The 19,070-nt window shown below is 44.4% G+C and carries 12 protein-coding genes and 1 pseudogene; 2 read left to right on the top strand and 11 right to left on the bottom strand.

Annotated features, from left to right (window positions below; genetic code table 11):
* Window positions 1-1,189: 1,189 nt before the first annotated feature.
* The 5 genes and pseudogenes from Q1Q75_RS18440 to Q1Q75_RS18420 form a co-directional block, all read right to left on the bottom strand.
* Entirely contained in the window at window positions 1,190-3,409 is a 2,220-nt protein-coding gene (locus tag Q1Q75_RS18440; RefSeq protein WP_300673682.1) for a dynamin family protein, read from the bottom strand.
* Window positions 3,410-3,488: 79 nt separating this feature from the next.
* Entirely contained in the window at window positions 3,489-5,150 is a 1,662-nt protein-coding gene (locus tag Q1Q75_RS18435) for a dynamin family protein (protein WP_300673679.1), read from the bottom strand.
* The gene (locus tag Q1Q75_RS18430) at window positions 5,150-6,964 is read right to left on the bottom strand and encodes a TerB family tellurite resistance protein (RefSeq protein WP_300673677.1); all 1,815 of its coding nucleotides are present in this window, start codon (window positions 6,962-6,964) and stop codon (window positions 5,150-5,152) included. The genes Q1Q75_RS18435 and Q1Q75_RS18430 overlap by 1 nt, the downstream gene beginning before the upstream one ends.
* Window positions 6,952-10,485 carry a patatin-like phospholipase family protein gene (locus Q1Q75_RS18425; RefSeq protein WP_300673675.1) on the bottom strand — a complete coding sequence of 1,178 codons (3,534 nt, stop codon included), beginning with the start codon at window positions 10,483-10,485 and terminating at the stop codon, window positions 6,952-6,954. Before Q1Q75_RS18425 ends, Q1Q75_RS18430 begins: the two co-directional genes overlap by 13 nt.
* Window positions 10,486-10,781: 296 nt before the next feature.
* Window positions 10,782-10,895, bottom strand: a pseudogene (locus Q1Q75_RS18420) (DUF1232 domain-containing protein); the annotation flags it as partial.
* A 377-nt stretch (window positions 10,896-11,272) separates the two neighbouring features.
* On the opposite strand from Q1Q75_RS18420, the gene Q1Q75_RS18415 reads away from it, so the two are divergent.
* A complete protein-coding gene (locus Q1Q75_RS18415; protein ID WP_300673673.1) occupies window positions 11,273-11,446 on the top strand; it encodes a hypothetical protein in 174 nt (57 codons plus the stop codon).
* Between the two features lie 76 nt (window positions 11,447-11,522).
* Here the strand turns inward: Q1Q75_RS18415 and Q1Q75_RS18410 are convergent, their stop codons facing one another.
* The 6 genes from Q1Q75_RS18410 to Q1Q75_RS18385 form a co-directional block, all read right to left on the bottom strand.
* The gene (locus tag Q1Q75_RS18410) at window positions 11,523-14,336 is read right to left on the bottom strand and encodes a helicase-related protein (protein ID WP_300673670.1); all 2,814 of its coding nucleotides are present in this window, start codon (window positions 14,334-14,336) and stop codon (window positions 11,523-11,525) included.
* Window positions 14,337-14,353: 17 nt separating this feature from the next.
* The gene (locus Q1Q75_RS18405; RefSeq protein WP_300673667.1) at window positions 14,354-15,634 is read right to left on the bottom strand and encodes a hypothetical protein; all 1,281 of its coding nucleotides are present in this window, start codon (window positions 15,632-15,634) and stop codon (window positions 14,354-14,356) included.
* A gap of 192 nt (window positions 15,635-15,826) precedes the next feature.
* A complete protein-coding gene (locus Q1Q75_RS18400) occupies window positions 15,827-16,033 on the bottom strand; it encodes an MIT C-terminal domain-containing protein (RefSeq protein WP_300673698.1) in 207 nt (68 codons plus the stop codon).
* A gap of 500 nt (window positions 16,034-16,533) precedes the next feature.
* Window positions 16,534-16,932 carry a hypothetical protein gene (locus Q1Q75_RS18395; RefSeq protein WP_300673665.1) on the bottom strand — a complete coding sequence of 133 codons (399 nt, stop codon included), beginning with the start codon at window positions 16,930-16,932 and terminating at the stop codon, window positions 16,534-16,536.
* Between the two features lie 236 nt (window positions 16,933-17,168).
* Window positions 17,169-17,795 carry a hypothetical protein gene (locus Q1Q75_RS18390; protein WP_300673663.1) on the bottom strand — a complete coding sequence of 209 codons (627 nt, stop codon included), beginning with the start codon at window positions 17,793-17,795 and terminating at the stop codon, window positions 17,169-17,171.
* Window positions 17,796-17,887: 92 nt separating this feature from the next.
* A complete protein-coding gene (locus tag Q1Q75_RS18385) occupies window positions 17,888-18,580 on the bottom strand; it encodes a hypothetical protein (protein ID WP_300673661.1) in 693 nt (230 codons plus the stop codon).
* A gap of 278 nt (window positions 18,581-18,858) precedes the next feature.
* Between Q1Q75_RS18385 and Q1Q75_RS18380 the strand changes: the two genes are divergently transcribed.
* A partial coding sequence (locus tag Q1Q75_RS18380) for a hypothetical protein (RefSeq protein WP_300673659.1) occupies window positions 18,859-19,070 on the top strand: 212 nt, incomplete at its 3' end.

Below are 19,070 nucleotides of genomic sequence, written 5' to 3'. Positions count from 1 at the left end.
CCTGCATAACACATTTAAATTAAAACACATCACAATGCCGAGAGATGGATCAATGATACAGCTATGCACCGCTTAATTTTTTTTCTATTCCCATTATGATCCATCCCGGTCTTTACTTTACATAACAACAGACGAAGATCATATGTGCTTATAATTCAAATAGATGCAGCTGAGATAATTTAGAATTAATCCTGTTGTAAGAATATGAAACATTGATAAGGATGTACGTAACTACTGACTCTTTAAAGAAAAGGCAGATAAAAAAGGCTTGGAATGTGCGGTTGTTCTTAACCCGGATATTTCACGAGTCGAGTGTACTCATATTCAAGGCATCAGGGTTGCAGATGTAGTGGTTTATCTCAATGCTCTGATAACGCAGAAGATGGGTGCACTCGGCTCGCCCGAACGAAGGGTGAGAAAATTGTGTCATGTGACATCCTGTGGATGGGCAAGAGCCATCCCAGAACAAAATCAATTTAGCCGCAGATGAACACAGATACACGCAGATGCGGCTACGCCGCTGAAAGCATTTAGAATAGAGGCTTCCTGATGTTTGCTCCAAAAAATTTCAATGAGTACGGGTATATGACTTCTGTGACATGATGATGTAATTATGTCTCATGTCAAGACGCAATCCCATTTCCCGTTGAACGTGATCAGCGAGCATCTTCGGATTAAGTTAATCGTCTGTATCGCAGGTTTGCAGGAAGTTTGATGCAATGGCTATCGATGATCAAACTATCTAAAAGATTATGAATTTATTGAAAAAAAGCATTTTGTCAGATGTGTAGGCCTGACCCCCTCTTTTTTGAATGGCCGAAAGGATGATCAAGGCCGGTATTTTCGTGGGCATCTGCACGCCGGAAGGTGATCGATGCTGGACACGCTTGGGTTTAACGTATTCAAAAAAACGTGTGTTATTTTCTGAAAATATTTTTGAAAAAGGATATTGCAACACGTAAATTAAATGCATCAGGCACGATCTCATGTGTCAAATCTTTATTACCACAACGGGGACAGGCGCTTGGCCCACTAAGGGCATCACTTCGTGGTTTTTTTGTCATGCTCCAACCACATGCCGGGCAGGACGTTTTTAATGGAAATTGGGGTGGGATTGGCATTTGGCAGCCTCGACTGACTTATTCATTAAAATATCTTTAACTTCATGATGACCATGTAGTCATGGGACTCAAATCAACTCCAAGAGCTGGTTATATCGCTCGATCTCTTGCAACAGATTCCCTTTGGATTTTTCCATACGCGTTATTTTTGAATTCAGTTCACTGGTGATACCATCTATAAAATCGTTACCTGTTTTGCTGAGTTCCGCGCAGATTTTTTCCTGGTTGTCCGTAACGGCACCTTCGATCGCTTCCAACGCTTTGTTGACGGCTTTGGCCATACTCGACTGCAATTTTTCAATATCCGAATCCCTTACTTCCGGGCTGTTGAAAACTTTGGTTATCTCCTTGAGAAAGCGATCTGTATTTAGGTCGACTCTGGGATTTTTGATACGAGAGACGGCTTTATTAATCAGAGCAAGAATTCCGTCAGAGTCCATCGTTCCGTCTTTGATGTTAACAATTTCCTTTACCGCTTCAAGAATATCAAGGCGTAGCCCCTCAATATCGACAACTTCGCCTATCTTATCATCCAATTTTTCTTTGGCTCCCGAAATAAAGCCTTCCACCTTATCAATGGCATCATGAACGCTGGCGTAGCTGTATGAGACGGTGATGTCTCGATGCCTTGTTTCATAGCGATTGCCTGTGAGGCTCCTCCACCACGCAAACCCCATCCCCTTATCGACCGTATAGGCCTCTTCTTGTGTTTCTGTGCCCTTGCGACGTGAAACCTTCCTGGCATCTAAAGCAGCGCTTTTTATCTCGTGTCTTAAAGTAGACATGCTCTTTTTGATATGATTCGTATGAGCCTCGAAGGCAAGGGCCACCTGGTTTTTTCCTTTTTCCAGATTGGAAGATAAAATTTTGAGATGGGTTGACAGCTCCTCAATGGTACCTGTTTCAAGCGTTTCCTTTTCTTTAATGACCTCGGCGCGTAGCTCCCGTAATTCTGCCCGAAAAGCAGGTTCAAAGCGTTCCAGTAACTTTTCCAATTTGCCATGAAAGATCTTATCTTTATGCTGTTCTACATCTTTGAGATGTGATCGAATAATTTGTAGGTTGGCAAGTTCCAGAAGAGTTTCTCGTGTTAGTGTATCTTGAGGAAACATTTTTTGAAGGCTTTTGAGAATTTTTTCCTCTCCCTCATCCAGGGCTTCCCAATGGCGATAAATATTGAACGCCATGGCCGATATGAAATACGGAGGCAAGGCTTTGTCTAGTGCCACAGCCATATATGCCTGTTCACCTGCTTCCTCGATCTCTCTACAAATTTGTTTAAAATCATTCGTTGCACGATCGCTTAATTTTGTAACGATCGATGAAACGGCACGGCCAATGGAAGCGTATTTGTGCCCATCATCAAGCAAAACCGAGTCGAAAAGCGAACCGATCAAATAAATATCATCAATGCCCTTCGCCGGAATATTCTGCGCCAGCAGGCGCATATCCGCCTGATCTAGAAATTGTCCGCAGTTACTGAGGAAGAAAATGACGTCACACTGGCCCATGAACTGTTGGGTGACACGGCTTCGCGATACAATAGGGTCATTAATCCCGGGCGTGTCTATAATTTCAATATTTTTTAATACAGGCATGTTCAGAGTCAGGCGGCTGCTTTTAACGATGGGGGTGAAACGACCTCCAACGCCAATATAATCAGACAGTATAGCATTGAGTTGAGACATATTATCGATGGTATCCAGCATCTTGGAACTTCCAAGATATTTTGTGATATCTTCCCCACCTTGCTGTGCCATCTCGACAAGCTCCATGCAGGCCTGCTCATCGGGGGTTGGCTTCCCTGGCATTATGGCTGATTTTTTGGACTTCCCACCACGAGCCAGGAAACTGCCTTTGGTATTTTGGTTTAATCCACCCTTGGCTTCTTGACGCAGCCGCTTTTTTTTGAACCCGACCTCTGCGGTTGCTTCTACTTGCCGCCATTCATCGGGTGTATAAAAATCGACCGTTGCCTCTAATTTTTCGCCATATTGAATACGGGTCAGTGCAGCCGTCATGGGCGAAGCTGCTTTGGGCAGAATATTCTCGCCATCGAAAAGAAGGGCGTTGATAAAGGTGGACTTTCCTCTTTTTATTTGACCGATGACACCAATGCGCAGCAGACGGTTCTCATTTAATGCGTCAGACGCATTCCTCTGCAAGTCTTGGACCTGTTCACGCAAAGCAGACAAGTTTGCTTCACCGACCAGGTCAGTGTACGGTTTCATGCGCTCAATTTTGTACATAAACTGGTTAACGATTTGTTCTGTGGTTTGTTCCTGCATATTTTATACCCTTGGCGTGGCCAATTTATTCCTGAGAGACAAAGCTTTAAATCAAATAAAAAATCAATTAAAACGGCGTTTATGGCTCATGGGGATAGATAATGGTGCAATGCTTGTGATCATGAAGGTGGATGCTCACTTTGGTTCCAACGGAGAGTAGATCGAGGGCATCACCTTGGTTAAGACCTGTTACCTTTTGAATCTCTCCCGCCAGGGCCATCACTTCGACTCCGTTTTCCACCTCAAAGTAAACGCAAAGAGAATCCGTCTTTCGTACTGTTCCCAGTAAATTATGCAGTGAGGCCATACGAACAAGAGGTTCAAAGGATTTTCCTGATCCTTCGTTGGTATTCCCCTTAAAATGATACGTTTTAGATGAATAAATTTGTGTGTCCTTCGTCACTGTTATTAACGGCTCGAGTACAGGGCGGGACACCTCAGCAAGCGTAAGTCCACTTGCTTCAGCGATCTCTTCAATCAACCGAACGGCTTGCTTTTGGATGGCCTCCATTTTATTTTGCGCTCCCTGCAAATCGTTGATGCGCGCCTTTGCACCTGCTGACATGGCCTTTATTCGTTTGTTAAGCTCTGATGTCATACCGGGGGAGCTCATCGTTTCCTCAAGGACATCCCTTTGCAGCTGCAGTCGTATCCTCTCACTTCCGTAAAATGCGATGTATTCGGAAAAAATCATGTCCGCATGATGACGCAATGGGGTCCCCGCCTTGAACTCTGAAACATCATGAAAAAACTGATCCAGACAATTTTGGCCGCCGTACTCTTTCTCCTCAGCAGCAGAATAGGCAGTTACACCGTAAACGTTGATGTCATCTACTCGGGCAAGATCTTTTTTTGCGGAAGCCAGAGCCTGCTGAATCTCCGTGTCTGTTTTTTTATCGGCTTTGTTCAGTACAAAGAGGATCGGGCTCTTGAAATCAAGGCTTTGAATGAAAAGAATGTCATCCAGAGGCACGGTCCCGTTTTGAATATCGATGACCCAAACTAAAAAATCAGCTTTCAGTAGATGATCTCTCGCTATTCGTTCATCGATATTTGCTGCCCTGTCAAGTGAATCACTCTTGCTGTAGCCAGGTGTATCCAAAAAGGTGATCCTTGGATACTTTATGTGTTTTCTTTGTACATGGACCAGCCTCAAGATGTGAGAAAAAGAGACATTGAACCGATCATGAAAGTCATGGCAAATGGCTTGAAGGGCCTCTTCGTCAATGTCGATCCTGGCGTGAAATGCATTTAAAGCTGTGATGGCATCATTTTCACCCTGGGAGAGATAGGTGGGAATAGAGGTTGTTGGGTTGGTATCTGTGGGTAGCAATTCGCAACCAATCACAGAATTCAAGAATCGTGACTTGCCAGCGCTGAACATCCCTCCAACCGCTACGGTATAGAAACGATCAATATCAGGAAACTGGATCAAATCTTCAAGTTCTGTGCAGAGACGTTCTAAATCCCGGTAAGTTTGAGCACCCGTGGGGTTGAAATCGGCTTCCGCCAACGGAAGAAACTGCTCTTCAATTAAAGCAACCAGCTCGGAATGTTTTCTATGGGCTACAAAATGGTTGTCTCCGAGTGCTGTGAGACGTGCGCATAGCTCCAATCCTTGCTCAGCCTCGTTAAGGTATCTGTTATCATTGGAAGCGGAAAGATTCGCCCCTCTTTGGATATCATTGGTAGATAAGTCAACTGAACCCGTTTTCAAGTGAGCGTTCATTCCCAGCCCCATCAATTTTTCCTTTGAGTCTGAGCTGATTTCAGCATGTTGAGTAAATCGGTTTGCGGTTTATTGGCCTGTGATTTTGTTTCCACAACGTACAACTCAGCCATATGGCTGATTTTATTATTATCTAATTTTTTAAGATTTGATAATCTTACGTGATCCTGTGTTTTAAAGGGAAAGACACATATTTTTGAACCATGTGAAATAAAGAATCCTCGAGTGTTTGTAAACAACGATATGTCCTTATCTTTGTCTCCTTTGACGATGGGAATTTGATATTTTTTCTCCGTGGATAATGTTAGCCAATCACAATACAGATTTGCTGCAAGTGGGCTGATCGAGCATACGGGGTTATTCTCGTTTTCATTTTTAAATTGAATGCCCCCATTTTTACATCTCGTAAAACCATTAATCCTAAGGTTAATTAACTGTTCCCCTGATTCAGTTTCTAAAATATTACTACTGACGTTTAAGTCATAAATATACCGAAGGTAATCCAAGAATGGGTGGAATTGTCTTACCGTAATCGGGTACTTACTTATTCTGTTTGCATTGACGACGGATCCGTATTTCATGTTCCTGATTTCTTCAAGCTCAATACCGAGTTGGAGATCACAATCACTGGGGGTTATTTTGATTCCTCGATATTCAAGAATGTGTAGAGTATAGCCTGCAGGAAAGTGCTTACATAATGCATAAAGATTTAAGCCTTCCGGGATGATGGAAATGGCCTTGCCTAAGTTGTAAATATACTTGAATTTTTCGTGGTCCCATCCCACAATACTTCTGAATTGCCCAATGAGATCAACTTCATCCTCATGCAGAATACTGTCGGTGTAAGCAAGCATGCAGGCATCCAGAATGAGACAGACTTTGTACTGATCGTCTTGTGGCATGGTTTCGGTCATACGGGCGATCTCGGAAAGGTCAGGGTTGTTGGCCCAGTCCAACAACCCTTGAAGCATATCGCTCCCTACAAGGGTTCGCGTGACAGCGCCAAAATATGCTTGCTCTTCGGGGACAACTTTTTCATCGGCCACCATCACCAGACTTAAGACCTTCAAGTAGTTCATCTTGTCTTCCAGGCGAGCCTCTTTCAATGGGTGTGTTTTAAAAAAAGCAGTGCCTTCGAGAGCCTCCTTGACTCTGACAGCCATGCTTTCCTGCGGTGCCAAAGCCAATAGAGATTCAAGAGAAAAGGCCGGAAGTTTACCTTGAAGGCTCTGTCGTAATAATTCCTTGTCCCATGTTGACCAAGTACGTTGTATTTCCGCTTGACTCAGCCCACGGTGTGCCAAGACATGGCCGACGCATTCCTCGGGGATCATCTGAAGCATTTTTTTAAAAGCTTCAGATTTTTCATCTGTGGCAATCGTCTGGCAGCAGGTGAACCAGCCATTGTAGATCTCATTGTCCCATCCAAGAAATCCTCGACAGGCTCCGATCAACGCTTTCTCTTCATCTTTAATTTCTGAGTCGACGGCGGCCAGCATCAATAGGTCCATCAACAATGCAATGCCGGTTTGCTCCTGCTCCCTCAAGGTCGTTGTGATGGCCTCGACATCTGAAAAATCAGGGTGTTCGGCAAAGGCCAAAAGGTCCTCTAAAGTGGCCCCTTCCGGATTCAAGGTCCGGAAGAGAGAACCAAAGTATGCCTTTTCCTCTTCATGGCAAGTTTGATCTGCATATATCATGAGACTGAGAACTCTCAGGTAGTTTAACTTGGTATTGTTATCCTCATTTTGAAGTGGATGCGATGAGAACCGTTTTACATTATCAATCGATTGTTTCAGTTTCGCTGCAAGATTCAATTTAGCCATCTCATGTCCCTTTCAGAGCTATATACTGGTGGTGTTAAATCATTATCAATGGTAGCAATCGCTATTTCTAAAACTTTACTGCGTTTATTGTGCATTTCTTGTTTACTGTTTATTGATTCATTTAATTCGGTTCGTCTTGCCTCAAGGGATTCCCGTTGTTCTCCAATAAAGTTCTGTACCGCATTTCCAACATCATCAGCATACTCCCCAAAACTTGAGATTAACTGTTGACGGATGAATTGAAGAACTCCTGGAATGACCTGAGTACGAATTAAAGTGCGATTTTCTTCCTGCACCTCGTTTTTGTTGTTCCCAAAAAATTTCCCTATCACGGCACCAATGAAGGCACCAACCGGCCCCAGGACAACAGCACCGACAATCCCGCCAATGCCGGCCGACAGATTGCCGTTATTCCCTTCTTTCATTGTGGTGTTCATCACGGCAACGTTGATATTTAATTTTGCATTTGGTTGATCGATTACATGTTGAATGCGCCGTGTAAAATCAGCTACTGCTTGTTCCACAACCTGTTTTGCTTTTGTTTGGGTTACCGGGCGGACAAGGGACGCGATCGTTTGTTGCAGGGCTCCTGATTCACCGGCGGATAAAAGCATGCTTTCGGAGCCCATAAGCACATCTAAAACCTCCTGAATAACGTCTTCGACGGCATCGTTGGTCAGGTATTCTTTAAGCGCTTCTTTTTCTCGATTCAATATTTCATTCAACGTGGCAAACGCTTTTTGTTCCATGGCCATCTGCTGCTCCAGCTCTACATCGTCACATTGGCTCAGCTTGAGTTCGCTTTCCAGCTTTCTCCGGATCTGTTCTTTAAAATTCAATAGATCCGGCTCAAATCGTGCTCTAAAGAAATCGTTGAATCGAGAAGAGATATTAAAAAGCAGGGAGGAAAATTCAGAAATTCCAGGTTCGCCGGTTTTGGATTCTACAAGGGCTATTTCTGGTACGGGGGAGACACCTGTAAAAGTATCTCTTAATGTCTGGCGTATCTCTTGAAGTTTTTCATCGGTACACCGACCGCACCGGGTCACAGCCAAGTGGATCTCTTTCCCGTTGTTGTATGCTTCACTGAGGACTTCCATGGCAGAGTCATCATCATAAGGTGTATCTGAAGAGAGAACGCCGATAAAGACCTCCCCGCGTTCCATGTAATTGGCAATCGCTTTTTCATGATTCAGCCTGGTGGAATCAAAACCGGGCATGTCAACCAGAACCAGCCTGTCAAGGTGTTTGAGCAAGGGGTTGTTGACATATCGGCGGTAATACCACAGTGAATTTGACTCTGGAGAGGGAAGCATTGCCGCCACATCGGGAATGGGCGTCTCTTCACCGTTCAAAAAAATCCCTTCGGCGTGTTCTTTCAAGCCGAAGTGAAGTTCAGAGGCATCCGCGGTTTCGGGATCGAGGTCTTCACCCAGTAGCGCTCGCCCCAGAAACGCATTCAAAAGGGTACTTTTACCTGCGCTGAATTTGCCGATCAGGGGAACCAGAACACGGTAGTCCTCCATCTCTTGCTGCCAGTTCTTCAGTGGGGTTTGGTACTCTCGCATTCCTGTCTGGGCACACAGCTTGTCTAATTCTATCGCTTGAGTTTTGTAGGTGCTGAGTACGTCATTTCTACGTCGGTCCCGTAACCGCATTGAACAGAGTATTTCAGTTAGCAGCTGGACGACAGGTATCTTTGCTTCGCAGGATATTCCACACTTTTCCAACAGTGCAATATCCTGTGATGAAGCGGGGTGTATGGCGCTATACGCTGGGTGGACAACGGCGGAATCCGCGATAACGGGTGCAAAGAAGGACGTATCTATTTGAGATTGAGTTTTCGGCAAGCTGCTGGCCAAGTCTTGCAATGAGCAAGATTTCCCTTGGCAGGCTTTGTCAAAATCAACTTCAAGCGTAAAGAGATCATCCAGTTGCCACTCTCCTTGCTTTTGTTTATAGAATTCCTGGGATGTATATATGAGAGCTTGTGATGACGAAACGCCGGCAAGTCTTTGGGGGAGCCCATGACTCCACTTTAGAAATGATATGTCGTGCTTGTTTGTCTCTACCTGGTTTTCTAATAATTTTAATCTTCGATTGATATTCATTTGTAACTGGCTCATATGCTTCGCCAGCATACCTATTGCCTTTTGATGGAAATTACTGGCTGCTGTCAGGTAGTTCGCATGACCCATGATATAGTTCAGGCGGGTTCCAAGAGAGGAGACCGCTTCAAGGGTCAGCGCGTTTCGTTCGGAAAGTTTTGTTATGAGCGTCTGATTAAAATAAATGGCTCGGTTCATATCCCACTGGATCTCGGCCGTCAGTTTGCCCGATTTCCCGGTGACGCCTTCCCATACCCGACTTAACAGTCCACGGTTCATAGCATGGTTGATCCGCCCTTCCGTTGAGGCCAGTCTGGCAATTCCCTCAAACATGGCTTCCTGCATCATGTTCGAATTATCTGTATAGCGCTCCAGAAAGCTTTCCACGTTTCCATCGATCAAATCCAATTCTCGACGGTCGATCTCCGCTTCCAAATGGTCAAGCAGGGACAAGGAATTTTCCATATCTGAACACGGATCAGCCCTCAAATTCTGATTTATTTGTTTCTGTCGATTAAACTGAACCCCTCTGTCTTCAATCTCTTTGGCTCTATCCAGACTCCTCTCTTCAACTTTTTGGAAGTCTCGAAATTGAATAAGGAGTCTTTTGGCATCACAATAACCGCGTTCCATTAATTCCCGTGCGTTCTCTGGGGTAAAATTTAATGGGGCAAGAACACACCCTTGGAATGGAGTCGACGGTACAATATTCCAGAATTTTACGGCAGGGTATAAACTCTGTGCCTTGCGCATGAGGGGGGCATTATCCAGATAAATTGAAATCACATGGGTGCACCCATGCTTATTTATCAATGGATCATAAGGAGTGTTGTTGCTGAGCATAGGAAGGACGCCGCCATCATGATACCTCTCACCATTGATTTCCACGGATCCGAACACAATTGGAATCGCGGCGGAGGCAAGAAGCCATTTTTCAATCTCCTCTTCCGGTCGGCCATTCAGGAGGGGGAGTTCCAGTTTACCGGTATTGCCGTTAAGGGCACAGACATGAAAGGGCAATTCGCTTTTGTTAACAGTTGAACAAACGCCGCTTTCTCGAACCAACTCCTGCAGTCCTTCTTGGGTAAACCACCCTCGGCCTTTAAGTGTGGTTGCCATTTCGAGTAATATGTTGATTGGAACAGATAACCTTGATGCAAACTTGGCGGCTAATTGTGTGATTTTGGTGATATCTATCTTTAATATTTTATCTGGGCTGATACTCTGCCATAGATGTTCTCCCGCTTCAAAATCCCCCTGCACAAAGAGTGCGCCATTCAACCCTCCGACTGACGTACCGGAAACCGCTTGGACCTCTTGATCTATTCCAAACTCTTTGAGAGCTCTCCACACTCCGATTTCGTAGGCACCCTTTCCGCCTCCCCCTGAGAAGACTAACCCTAATTTAGACATTTTGTTCTCCTGAATAGATCCAATCAGTTTCGTAATCCAAATATCACTGCAATGCTATACTTAAGGATTTTACCCACCATTAACCGGTGCTTCAATCTGACGAATTCTTTTCTGCGTAACTTCACCAAACTGAAATATTTTCTGGCCCCTTTCTATTTGGAGTGGGTAGGGGCCTCAAGGACAAAAATTATGCAAGCATGTTTCATCCCCAGCCTGTCAATTTAGTGCTATGCATGCACCTTTTTCCATTCAGCGTATTGGTGAAGGTCTTGTTCAACGAAGGACAGGCAGGCCGCAACGACCAACGCATCATCAAGATACCCAATGCCCGGGATAAAGTCGGGAATAAGATCGATGGGGCTCAAAACATAAAGCAAGGCCGCCACAACGGATGCAATGGAATACCAGGGTATTTCTCGGTAGTTCCCGTCAATATAATCTTTGACCAAGGCAAACAGAATTTTCAAATCGGAGATAAATCGACCGAGAGGACCATTTGATTTAAATTTGTCTTCAATCTCTTTTTTCTTGTTCAGAACTTTCTGGAAATCTTCCTTGGTAACATTTTCTGCGCCACGTTTGAGTTCTTCTTCGGCTTCTTTCTGATTTGGCTTGCTCATTATTTTTATCTCCTTTGATCAGAGTGATATTACCTGATTATTTATTTGTTTTTGTTTTTATAAATACATTTTTTAAATGGGAAAAGATGATGGTGAGCCCATTTGCCGTGGGGTCACATTGAAATGTCAAGTCTTCACAACCACACAGGGGGCACCTGTCCGGGGCTATGATTGCATCACTGGGTGGTTTTTTAATTTTGCTCCAGCCACATGCCGGACACTTGGTTTTGAAGAAACATTTGGGCGGTAGTGGCATGGGTTGTCCTTTGGCTTTTATTGAAATAATTTTTAAGGGTGAAATGATACATTTAATGACAAGTCAATTTTTAGATACTTTTTGAACATGTATTCAAATCTCCAACTTGTCCGATGCAAAAAAAACTACTTGAGGCCATGGGGTCAGTAGACTGTGTACACTCAAATTAATCCTGCACTGATAAGCTGCTTGTTTTCAGGATGGAGGTACTTATTGCTGCAATTAAACAACCTTAAATCCATAGACTCTTGAGCTATATCATATAAAGACACCATTTCATGTTGGCTGTAAGCGTTTTCGTTGAGGCTATCATTTGCATGAGTTAACAACCAATTTGAGATGATCTGATTGTCCTCCTCTATGCATCCATCATGATTGATGACGCTTGCATAATATTCCTGTCTCATCCTGACACCTTGATCATTCTGCCATCGAAGCATGCCTGTTAGGACAGCTGCACATTCCAAACCTGCAAGCCTTGCAACTCTGCCATCAAACGAATAATGTTTTGCCCGATTGATTAAGCATTTAAGAAGAATATTATCAACATCCATCATGTGAATATCACGGCGCCTTGACGCAATATCCCTACAAAAAGAGACCTTGAGCTGACTTCCTTTCAAGGAGAGTTCATCTTTTACATCATCGGGAACTAATATTTTCCATACATTGTTGTCGTGGGTCGTCTCCACAATTTTGGCATTAACCTGCCATAGCATGCCTTTTGTGAATGATTTTAAGTGCTCTACAGTAATCTTCAACTCACCTGCGGCTGTTCTTGGGTCATACCCTGACGCATAACTCATTAGTTCTCGCTGCTTCTCAACAGCATTTTTTGCGTGTGCAACAGCGTCTTCAATTTCTTTTTCTGTTTGTGCCGTTGTCTCAAACAAGCTGCTTTCTAAAACTTGCGTTACATCCAAACTTTCAATAACTTCACCGAGGATTTCTGCCTCAAGCCCTGGCTTAAATTCCCCCCCCAAAATTGACATGTCCTGCACAAGTTGATCAATTCTCTGATAGAGTAATGAAACAATGTTACCGTCCAATGATTGAGGCCTAAATATATTGAAAACAACAACCTTTTTTTTCTGTCCATATCGATATAAACGGCCAATGCGTTGAACAATTCGCATGGGGTTCCATGGCAAGTCGAAATTTATCAAGACATGTGCTTTTCGATGAAGGTTAATGCCCTCTCCACCGGCTTCTGTCGAAATTAAAAATTGGCCTGTGTCCTCAAAGTTCTCAATTGCAGACTGCCTCTCTTCATGGCTCAAACCACCATGAATTAAAAAGACAGAGTTATGTCCATACGTTTCAGATAATTTTTCTTTCAGATACTGCTGAGAGGCCCTATATTCAGTAAAAATAACGATTTTTTCACTTGGATCCTGACGCTTAATAAGGGCAACGACTTCATTCAAAAATACCACTATTTTGTTGTCATTGTTCAAAATTTCGGTAGCTCGGCCTATAAGCTTCGAAAGGTGTTCTTTTTCACCTCTAAAAAACTCCTTGCCCGTGTTCTCGAACGTTTCTTCAAACTCTCCCTCATATCTTTTATCGCAATTTTCTATGTAATCCTCCGCCCTGACGATGTCATCAATACGCATATTTAATCGATCGAGTCGTTTAATAAGGGAATTTCTTATTGCGGCTATACTCGAAGCTGCAAGCTTTCTGTAAATCGTCATGACAAAACCAATGGCTCGGCCCGTCATTCCACCCTTACTTTTACCAGCTAAATAACCCAATTTAAGATATTTAATTAACTCTTTTTCGAATTGAATTTCTTGATCATTTGAATCAATTTGTATTGATTTCGTTATCTTGCCTATGAAGATTTTTTGTCCATCAATGTCGGTAACCTCAGACTTGTTATTTCTATATACCATATCTCCTATAATTTCAGGATGCGTGGACATATTACGAATTTCACTCTTATTCTCCGGCCTTAACAATTCGAGTAATGCCTGAAATTTATCTGTTTTACCTTGATGGGGCGTTGCAGTAAGCAATATAATATTGTCTGTCTTTTTTCTTAGACTCGCGGCAAGCCTATAGCGCCCAGTGCTTTCAAATGTATGCCCATACTGCATGCGGCTTAAGTTATGGGCCTCATCGAAAACAATGATATCCCAATGCCCTGAGTTCATGAGATTATGGATGTGTTTTTTTGATTTGAACCTGTCTACCGAACCAATGACATTGTCATACAACTTCCACTCTCTTTCCTCTTTGACAACAAAATCCTCGCCATAAATTCTGAAATCACTCATTCCAAACTTGTAATGAAGCTCATCCTTCCATTGCTGAACCAACCCTGCTGGCGTTACAAGAAGCACCCGTCTAAAATTTTTTCTATGAATAAGCGCTGAAAGAAGCATACCGGTTTCGATTGTTTTACCAAGCCCTACATCGTCAGCAATCAACCAATTTAAATTTCCGGATTTTAGAATATGATGGACAAGATTTATCTGATGCGGCAGGGGATCAATATGAAGATTCGAGAGAGCGCCTGTGTTCTCATTCCAAGTTTCGATTGCATACGCAAGACTTCTCAACCGGAAATGTTCTGCATTTCCTTCACCACCCATCTGATTCAAGACAAATCGTTGTCGCACCCCTTTAATGAACTTCAAGTTTTGAAAGGGTATCCAATGCCTTTCTCCTGTCTCCAAAAAATCAACAAGGACCTGTTCACGTTTCCCGAGGATTCGATTTTCCAGAACAACTCCTTCCCCCATGGATGCTCGTGTTCGAGACAATGGGGTCTCTTGAACCACCATGCCAATTTGAAAACCATTTCGAAGTGATTTAGCAAGGTGCCTGCTCAGCTTTTTATTTTTTCTCCATGCCACATCAACATAACCCGTGCTGTCTTTCAATTCAGTTCTTTGGACGGTTCCAAACTCATTGTTGCCCAAAGAAACACAACAGCCTTTAACCATCCAATCGACGCTATTTCTCATTCTATAATCACTCCGGGTTAGTATTCATACAAAGCAAATTCTTGGCTGTATTTTTTATAATTATATGTTGGTGGGGGATAATCAGGGGTCAGTTCAAAAGGGATATCAGCAGAATGCGTTCGAAATTTCAGATAACTGTAAAATGTGTAAAAGTTGTCTCTTAAAGCAGGGCTATACGACCAATATTCCATTAGTTGGTGGAGGTACATTTCAATTTCATCAATGCCAGGGAGTGAAGCGTAACATTCAATCAGTTTATGACAGAAATCCCACCTTATATTAAAGTGACTCTGTGTACTCTTTCCTTTATAAAGGCCTGCCGTAAATCGACCATCTGAATTCCATACATTCCTTATCATAACGGCCAAACGAAATTCTTCATATGTCATGCCGGTTTTTACTTCTTGAATCAAATATGATCGCGATAAACTCCAACCATTTTCTTTAAACTCTTTCGCAAGAAGGTTAATTTGTTCTTCATCATCCCATCCAAACTTAGCTGCTGTCTCAAATGCAATCTGATAGGCCCTCTCTTTTTTATCAACACGCCCATCGGTTTCAACATCTGCTATATAATCGTTTATTAATTCATCGTCATACTCATCAAGATTCAGGTCATCAAATATCCAATCGTCTATTTCAATATTTTTCGATGGGAGATTTAACTTCTTATTTACCGGAATTTTATGGTCATCTTCTTTGGCATGATTAAGCAGACGTATCCTTCGCTCTGGAACATAAAATCGCCTATTCTCTTCGAGGTATAGCTCTTCGTCTATATCCTCGGCCAGCAGGGCTTCCCTTGCTTTGCGTGCTTCCTCGGCCAGCAGGGCTTCCCTTGCTTCCTGTGCTTCCTTGGCCTCCTGCAACCCTTTCATGCCGTATGGTATTTTTGATTTTATATTCGCATTATCAAACAGGCTCTCACTGCCCCGGTTTGATTGGGGGATATCTAAGGGGGGAATAGATTTATCCGTTACAGTACTTGGTGTTCCATTATGACGATTTGATTTCTGCGTATTCTCACCAAATTCGAAATAATTTCGTGACTTTTTAATGTTGTCACAGACAGTCCTGTAATACTCTAAATCTTCTTCTTCAAAATCATAAGTTTGTTCATTTGATGCAGAGGTGTGTTGTGGCTCTATTTCCGTGGCCTCAAGTTTTACCATTTGCACTGTGAGTTGAACTGAAAATTGCGTTCCGCAAAAAGGACATGAAATACTAGTGGATTGAGACTCAAGGCTTACTTCATTTGAGGTAAAATTCTTTTGACAATTGCTGCAAAATAATATCATTGGTAAATCACCATGCGCTTCAAATACTTACGTACAGAATAATTACCTATCGTAGTATCTATAAACATTCAAATATATCCTGTTCAATCTATCTATGGCAACTTGAAGTGGTTCGTTAAAAACCTTTAAACAAAATGACATTAGCATGAGAGCGTGACATATGAGGTCAAAGGTAGCACAATAATGAGGTTGTCACTCACTTTTTCGATGATACGTCACCCCAAACGGCTTACACGCCCTGAACTGTTGGAGCTTGTTGGCGAAACTGAAGGCGTTGTTCATTTCATAATTCTGGAAGATATCCAGCCCCCGCCCAAGAATGATTTTCCACCCCATATCGGTCTCGATACACCGGTCGTGGATCGATGTTTGTTCTGCAAATCTGCATGAAAGCTCAATTTACTGCACTAAATTAGTAGAATCCCACTTCTACGGTTCTGAAATATGCCATGCCCATACCTCTGTCAAGCTCCATTCTTACCGTTCCTCTTGTAGGAATAAAGGGTTCGTGCCAATGAGTGCCCCTCTTGTTCGCCACAGGTGTTCTCTTATCTTAATAACTCTTGGTCATAACAGAAGAAACCTCCGGTAGCCTCTTGTTCAGACTCACCCAGGGGCTCATTTCGGTATAAATGGGACTTATCTGTCGTTTTAGCCCGGATATTTCACGAGTCGAGTGCATTCATATTCAAGGCACCAGAGCTGTAGATGTAGTGGTTTACCCCAAAGCTCTGGTAACGCAGAAGATGGGTGCACTCGGCTCGCCCGAAGGGGGAGAAAATCGAACAGAAATCGAAAATGACATTTTGTATTTTTCGAACACCTGATTTTTTCGTCACAATGCCCTGTAATAAAACTGTATATTCTTTTGCATTACGATTTCTTATGAAATGTCCGGGTTAGGATTCATCCGTGGTGTTTGGTTTTAGATCATCAAGCCTCTCCTGAACCATCATTCCCAGTTTTTCATCATAACATGACGACGTTACCCACAGAGCGAGCTGCTCTTTGATGTATGAGACACTTTTGCCAACCAGAAAATATTCATTGTGCGCCGGGGTGGCGGGGACAAAACAGACAGGCGGGGTGGACCCCGGGTGAAACTCCTTTTTCAGGAGATTCTTCTTGGCCAGGGTGTTTAAAAAGGTGCGGATGGTGGCAGGGGAGAGGTCCACGCCGGTGGAGAGGGCATCTTCGGGGTCGTGGGAGGTGATGTCGTTTTTGCCCTCAAGAAGGCCGAGGATGATTCGGAAACGATTGAGAATGGATGCTTTTCGGTTGGTTTCGAGAATGTTCATGGTATTAAGTCCTTGATGTGAAAGGTTGTATGCAAATTAAAAGACGGCGGTTATCTGTCTGGCTTCTGCCCGAAGCTTCGTTTCAGACTTGTGAGGGGGCAGTGGTCCAGGGGAGTCGACTCTGAGTATCAACTTTTGCTGGAGCGCCGCACTCCGGTGCGGCTTTTGGGGGGTATCGCTTATGCCGCACCGGAGTGCGGCGTTCCATTTTACCTCCGTAAAGTAGTGGGTTGATGCTATGCCGATCGTCTCTGCTGTTTTGCAAGGAGGATTGTATCAATCAACCCCCATATCTCCTGGCAAAGCTGCTTTTTTTCAGCCTCGATGGTGTTTGAAAGAGTGGCGTCGGTATCGAGTCCGGCGACGTCCCCGGCCAGCCTGACAAGGGATGCCTTGTCGTGCTCGGACCAGATATTGGGGTCTTTGGGGAGTTGGAGCAGGGCGTCGTACTTCTTTTCAATACAGGCGGTGACGGCTGCTGTGAGTTCTGGTGAGACAGGTGGGCATGGCAGATCCTGGAAGAGGGCGAGGCGCTCGTATGCCGTGGCAACAGCGTGGAGGGTTTCGTCTTTCGTTGGATTTACGGTGTCCTGGTGATGGGTAAGGTAGACCAACATCTGGAGCTGGAGGGCGATTTTGATGTCCTCTTTGAGGAAGGGCAGCCGGGCGAGGTTCATCGGGGTTGTTCCCACTTCGGCAAGGAGGTGGGTATAGCGGCATCGGACCGGTCTGCTCCAGTCGTAGAGCATGGCCAGGTCTTTTCGGGGCCAGGTGAGGACCTTTATGATGTTGGCCGCTTTGATTTCAGCCAGCCGTGCTTCCAACGTGGGGCGTTTCTTTTTGACGTGGTGCCAGAATATCAACCTGTATCTCCCTGTCGTGGGGTATGGATTCGATGGGGTGTGTCCGGCCTCCGGAGAGGGGCCGGACACATAAGAACCGATGTTGACAGGGGCTATACGTATCCCATGGGCTCCAGGAAGTTGGGCAATACCTGAGTGAGGTAAGCGTCTTTGTCGGACCTGGCAGCGGCGCAGAGCTCTTTCCATTCGGTCAGGGTGTGGCCGAACTCTTCTCTTGCCCACTCATCGTCGGGGTGTTCTCCGCGGAAACCGTTCATGAAGAGGGTTTCCCCTGCGGAAATGATGTCGTCAAAGGGGGTGATGCGGAATGTCCAGCCATTGCCGTGTTGCCACATGGCGTTGCAGGCGTCGGTTATGTTTTTGAGGTCAGCAAAACGGACCTCCCCTTTTTCAAGAAGGGAGCCCAGGCCTTTCAGGGTGGAGAGGATCAGGGCGTGTTCCTCATTTTCCCAGTCCACCTCCTTGTGTGTCTTTGCCACAAGGCTGTCGAGATCGTAAAACTCAAAGGCGTGGAGTTCCTTGCCCTCCATTGTGATGAGCAGCTGGAAGAAGCGAGGCAGGATCATGTATCGGAGGTAGGCGGCGATTTCAGCCGGAGTGTTGAAAATGTCCCAGCTGCCATGGGTGCCCCCACCGGGGACGGGCTCATCCAGCTGATTCCACAGGTAGCAGGCACCGGAAGCCACAGTGGTTTTTACCTCAAACGGGCTTCCGAAGTAGCCCTCCTGCTTGATGTACCATGCCTTCCAGAACTCGGGACTTTTAAAATCAACAACCTGGGTCATTCACATACCTCCAAATGGATTCAACTTACAGAGGCACCGAGATGGGTGCGCTCACTCAACTGAAATGGAGTATAAACCCGGGGTGTGACAGATGGGGTCACGGTTTTAATTAAAAAGTTTTGGTAACTATTCAGCGACTAAAAAGCCTCCGGCGGCAAGGTGTGCCACCTTGAAAGCAGGTTTTGGTGCAGTATAAACTCTGTACTCTGGGTATTGTTGGCAACCTGTAGGATGGGCAAAGGTAGTGCCGTGCCCATCTGGCGCGGGTGCAACCGATCATGCCGGGGAGAGATGCTGCGTCGTCAAAATTTATACAATTTTCAGCGTTGTGGGTTTCCCGACTGCCAGATGGGCACGCTTCGCGCTTTGCCCATCCTGATATGATTGCCCCCTGTCAAGAGACAAATAGCCCCCCATCCATTATTTGCCATAATGGTTATGCATTCTTCGATATTTCAAAAAGAAAACAGGGGCGCAGCACTGTAACGAC

This window comes from Desulfoluna sp., assembly GCF_030145185.1.
Lineage (GTDB): Bacteria > Desulfobacterota > Desulfobacteria > Desulfobacterales > Desulfolunaceae > Desulfoluna.
Note: the sequence above shows the minus strand (reverse complement) of the source record. Positions and strands in the feature narration are given on the sequence as shown.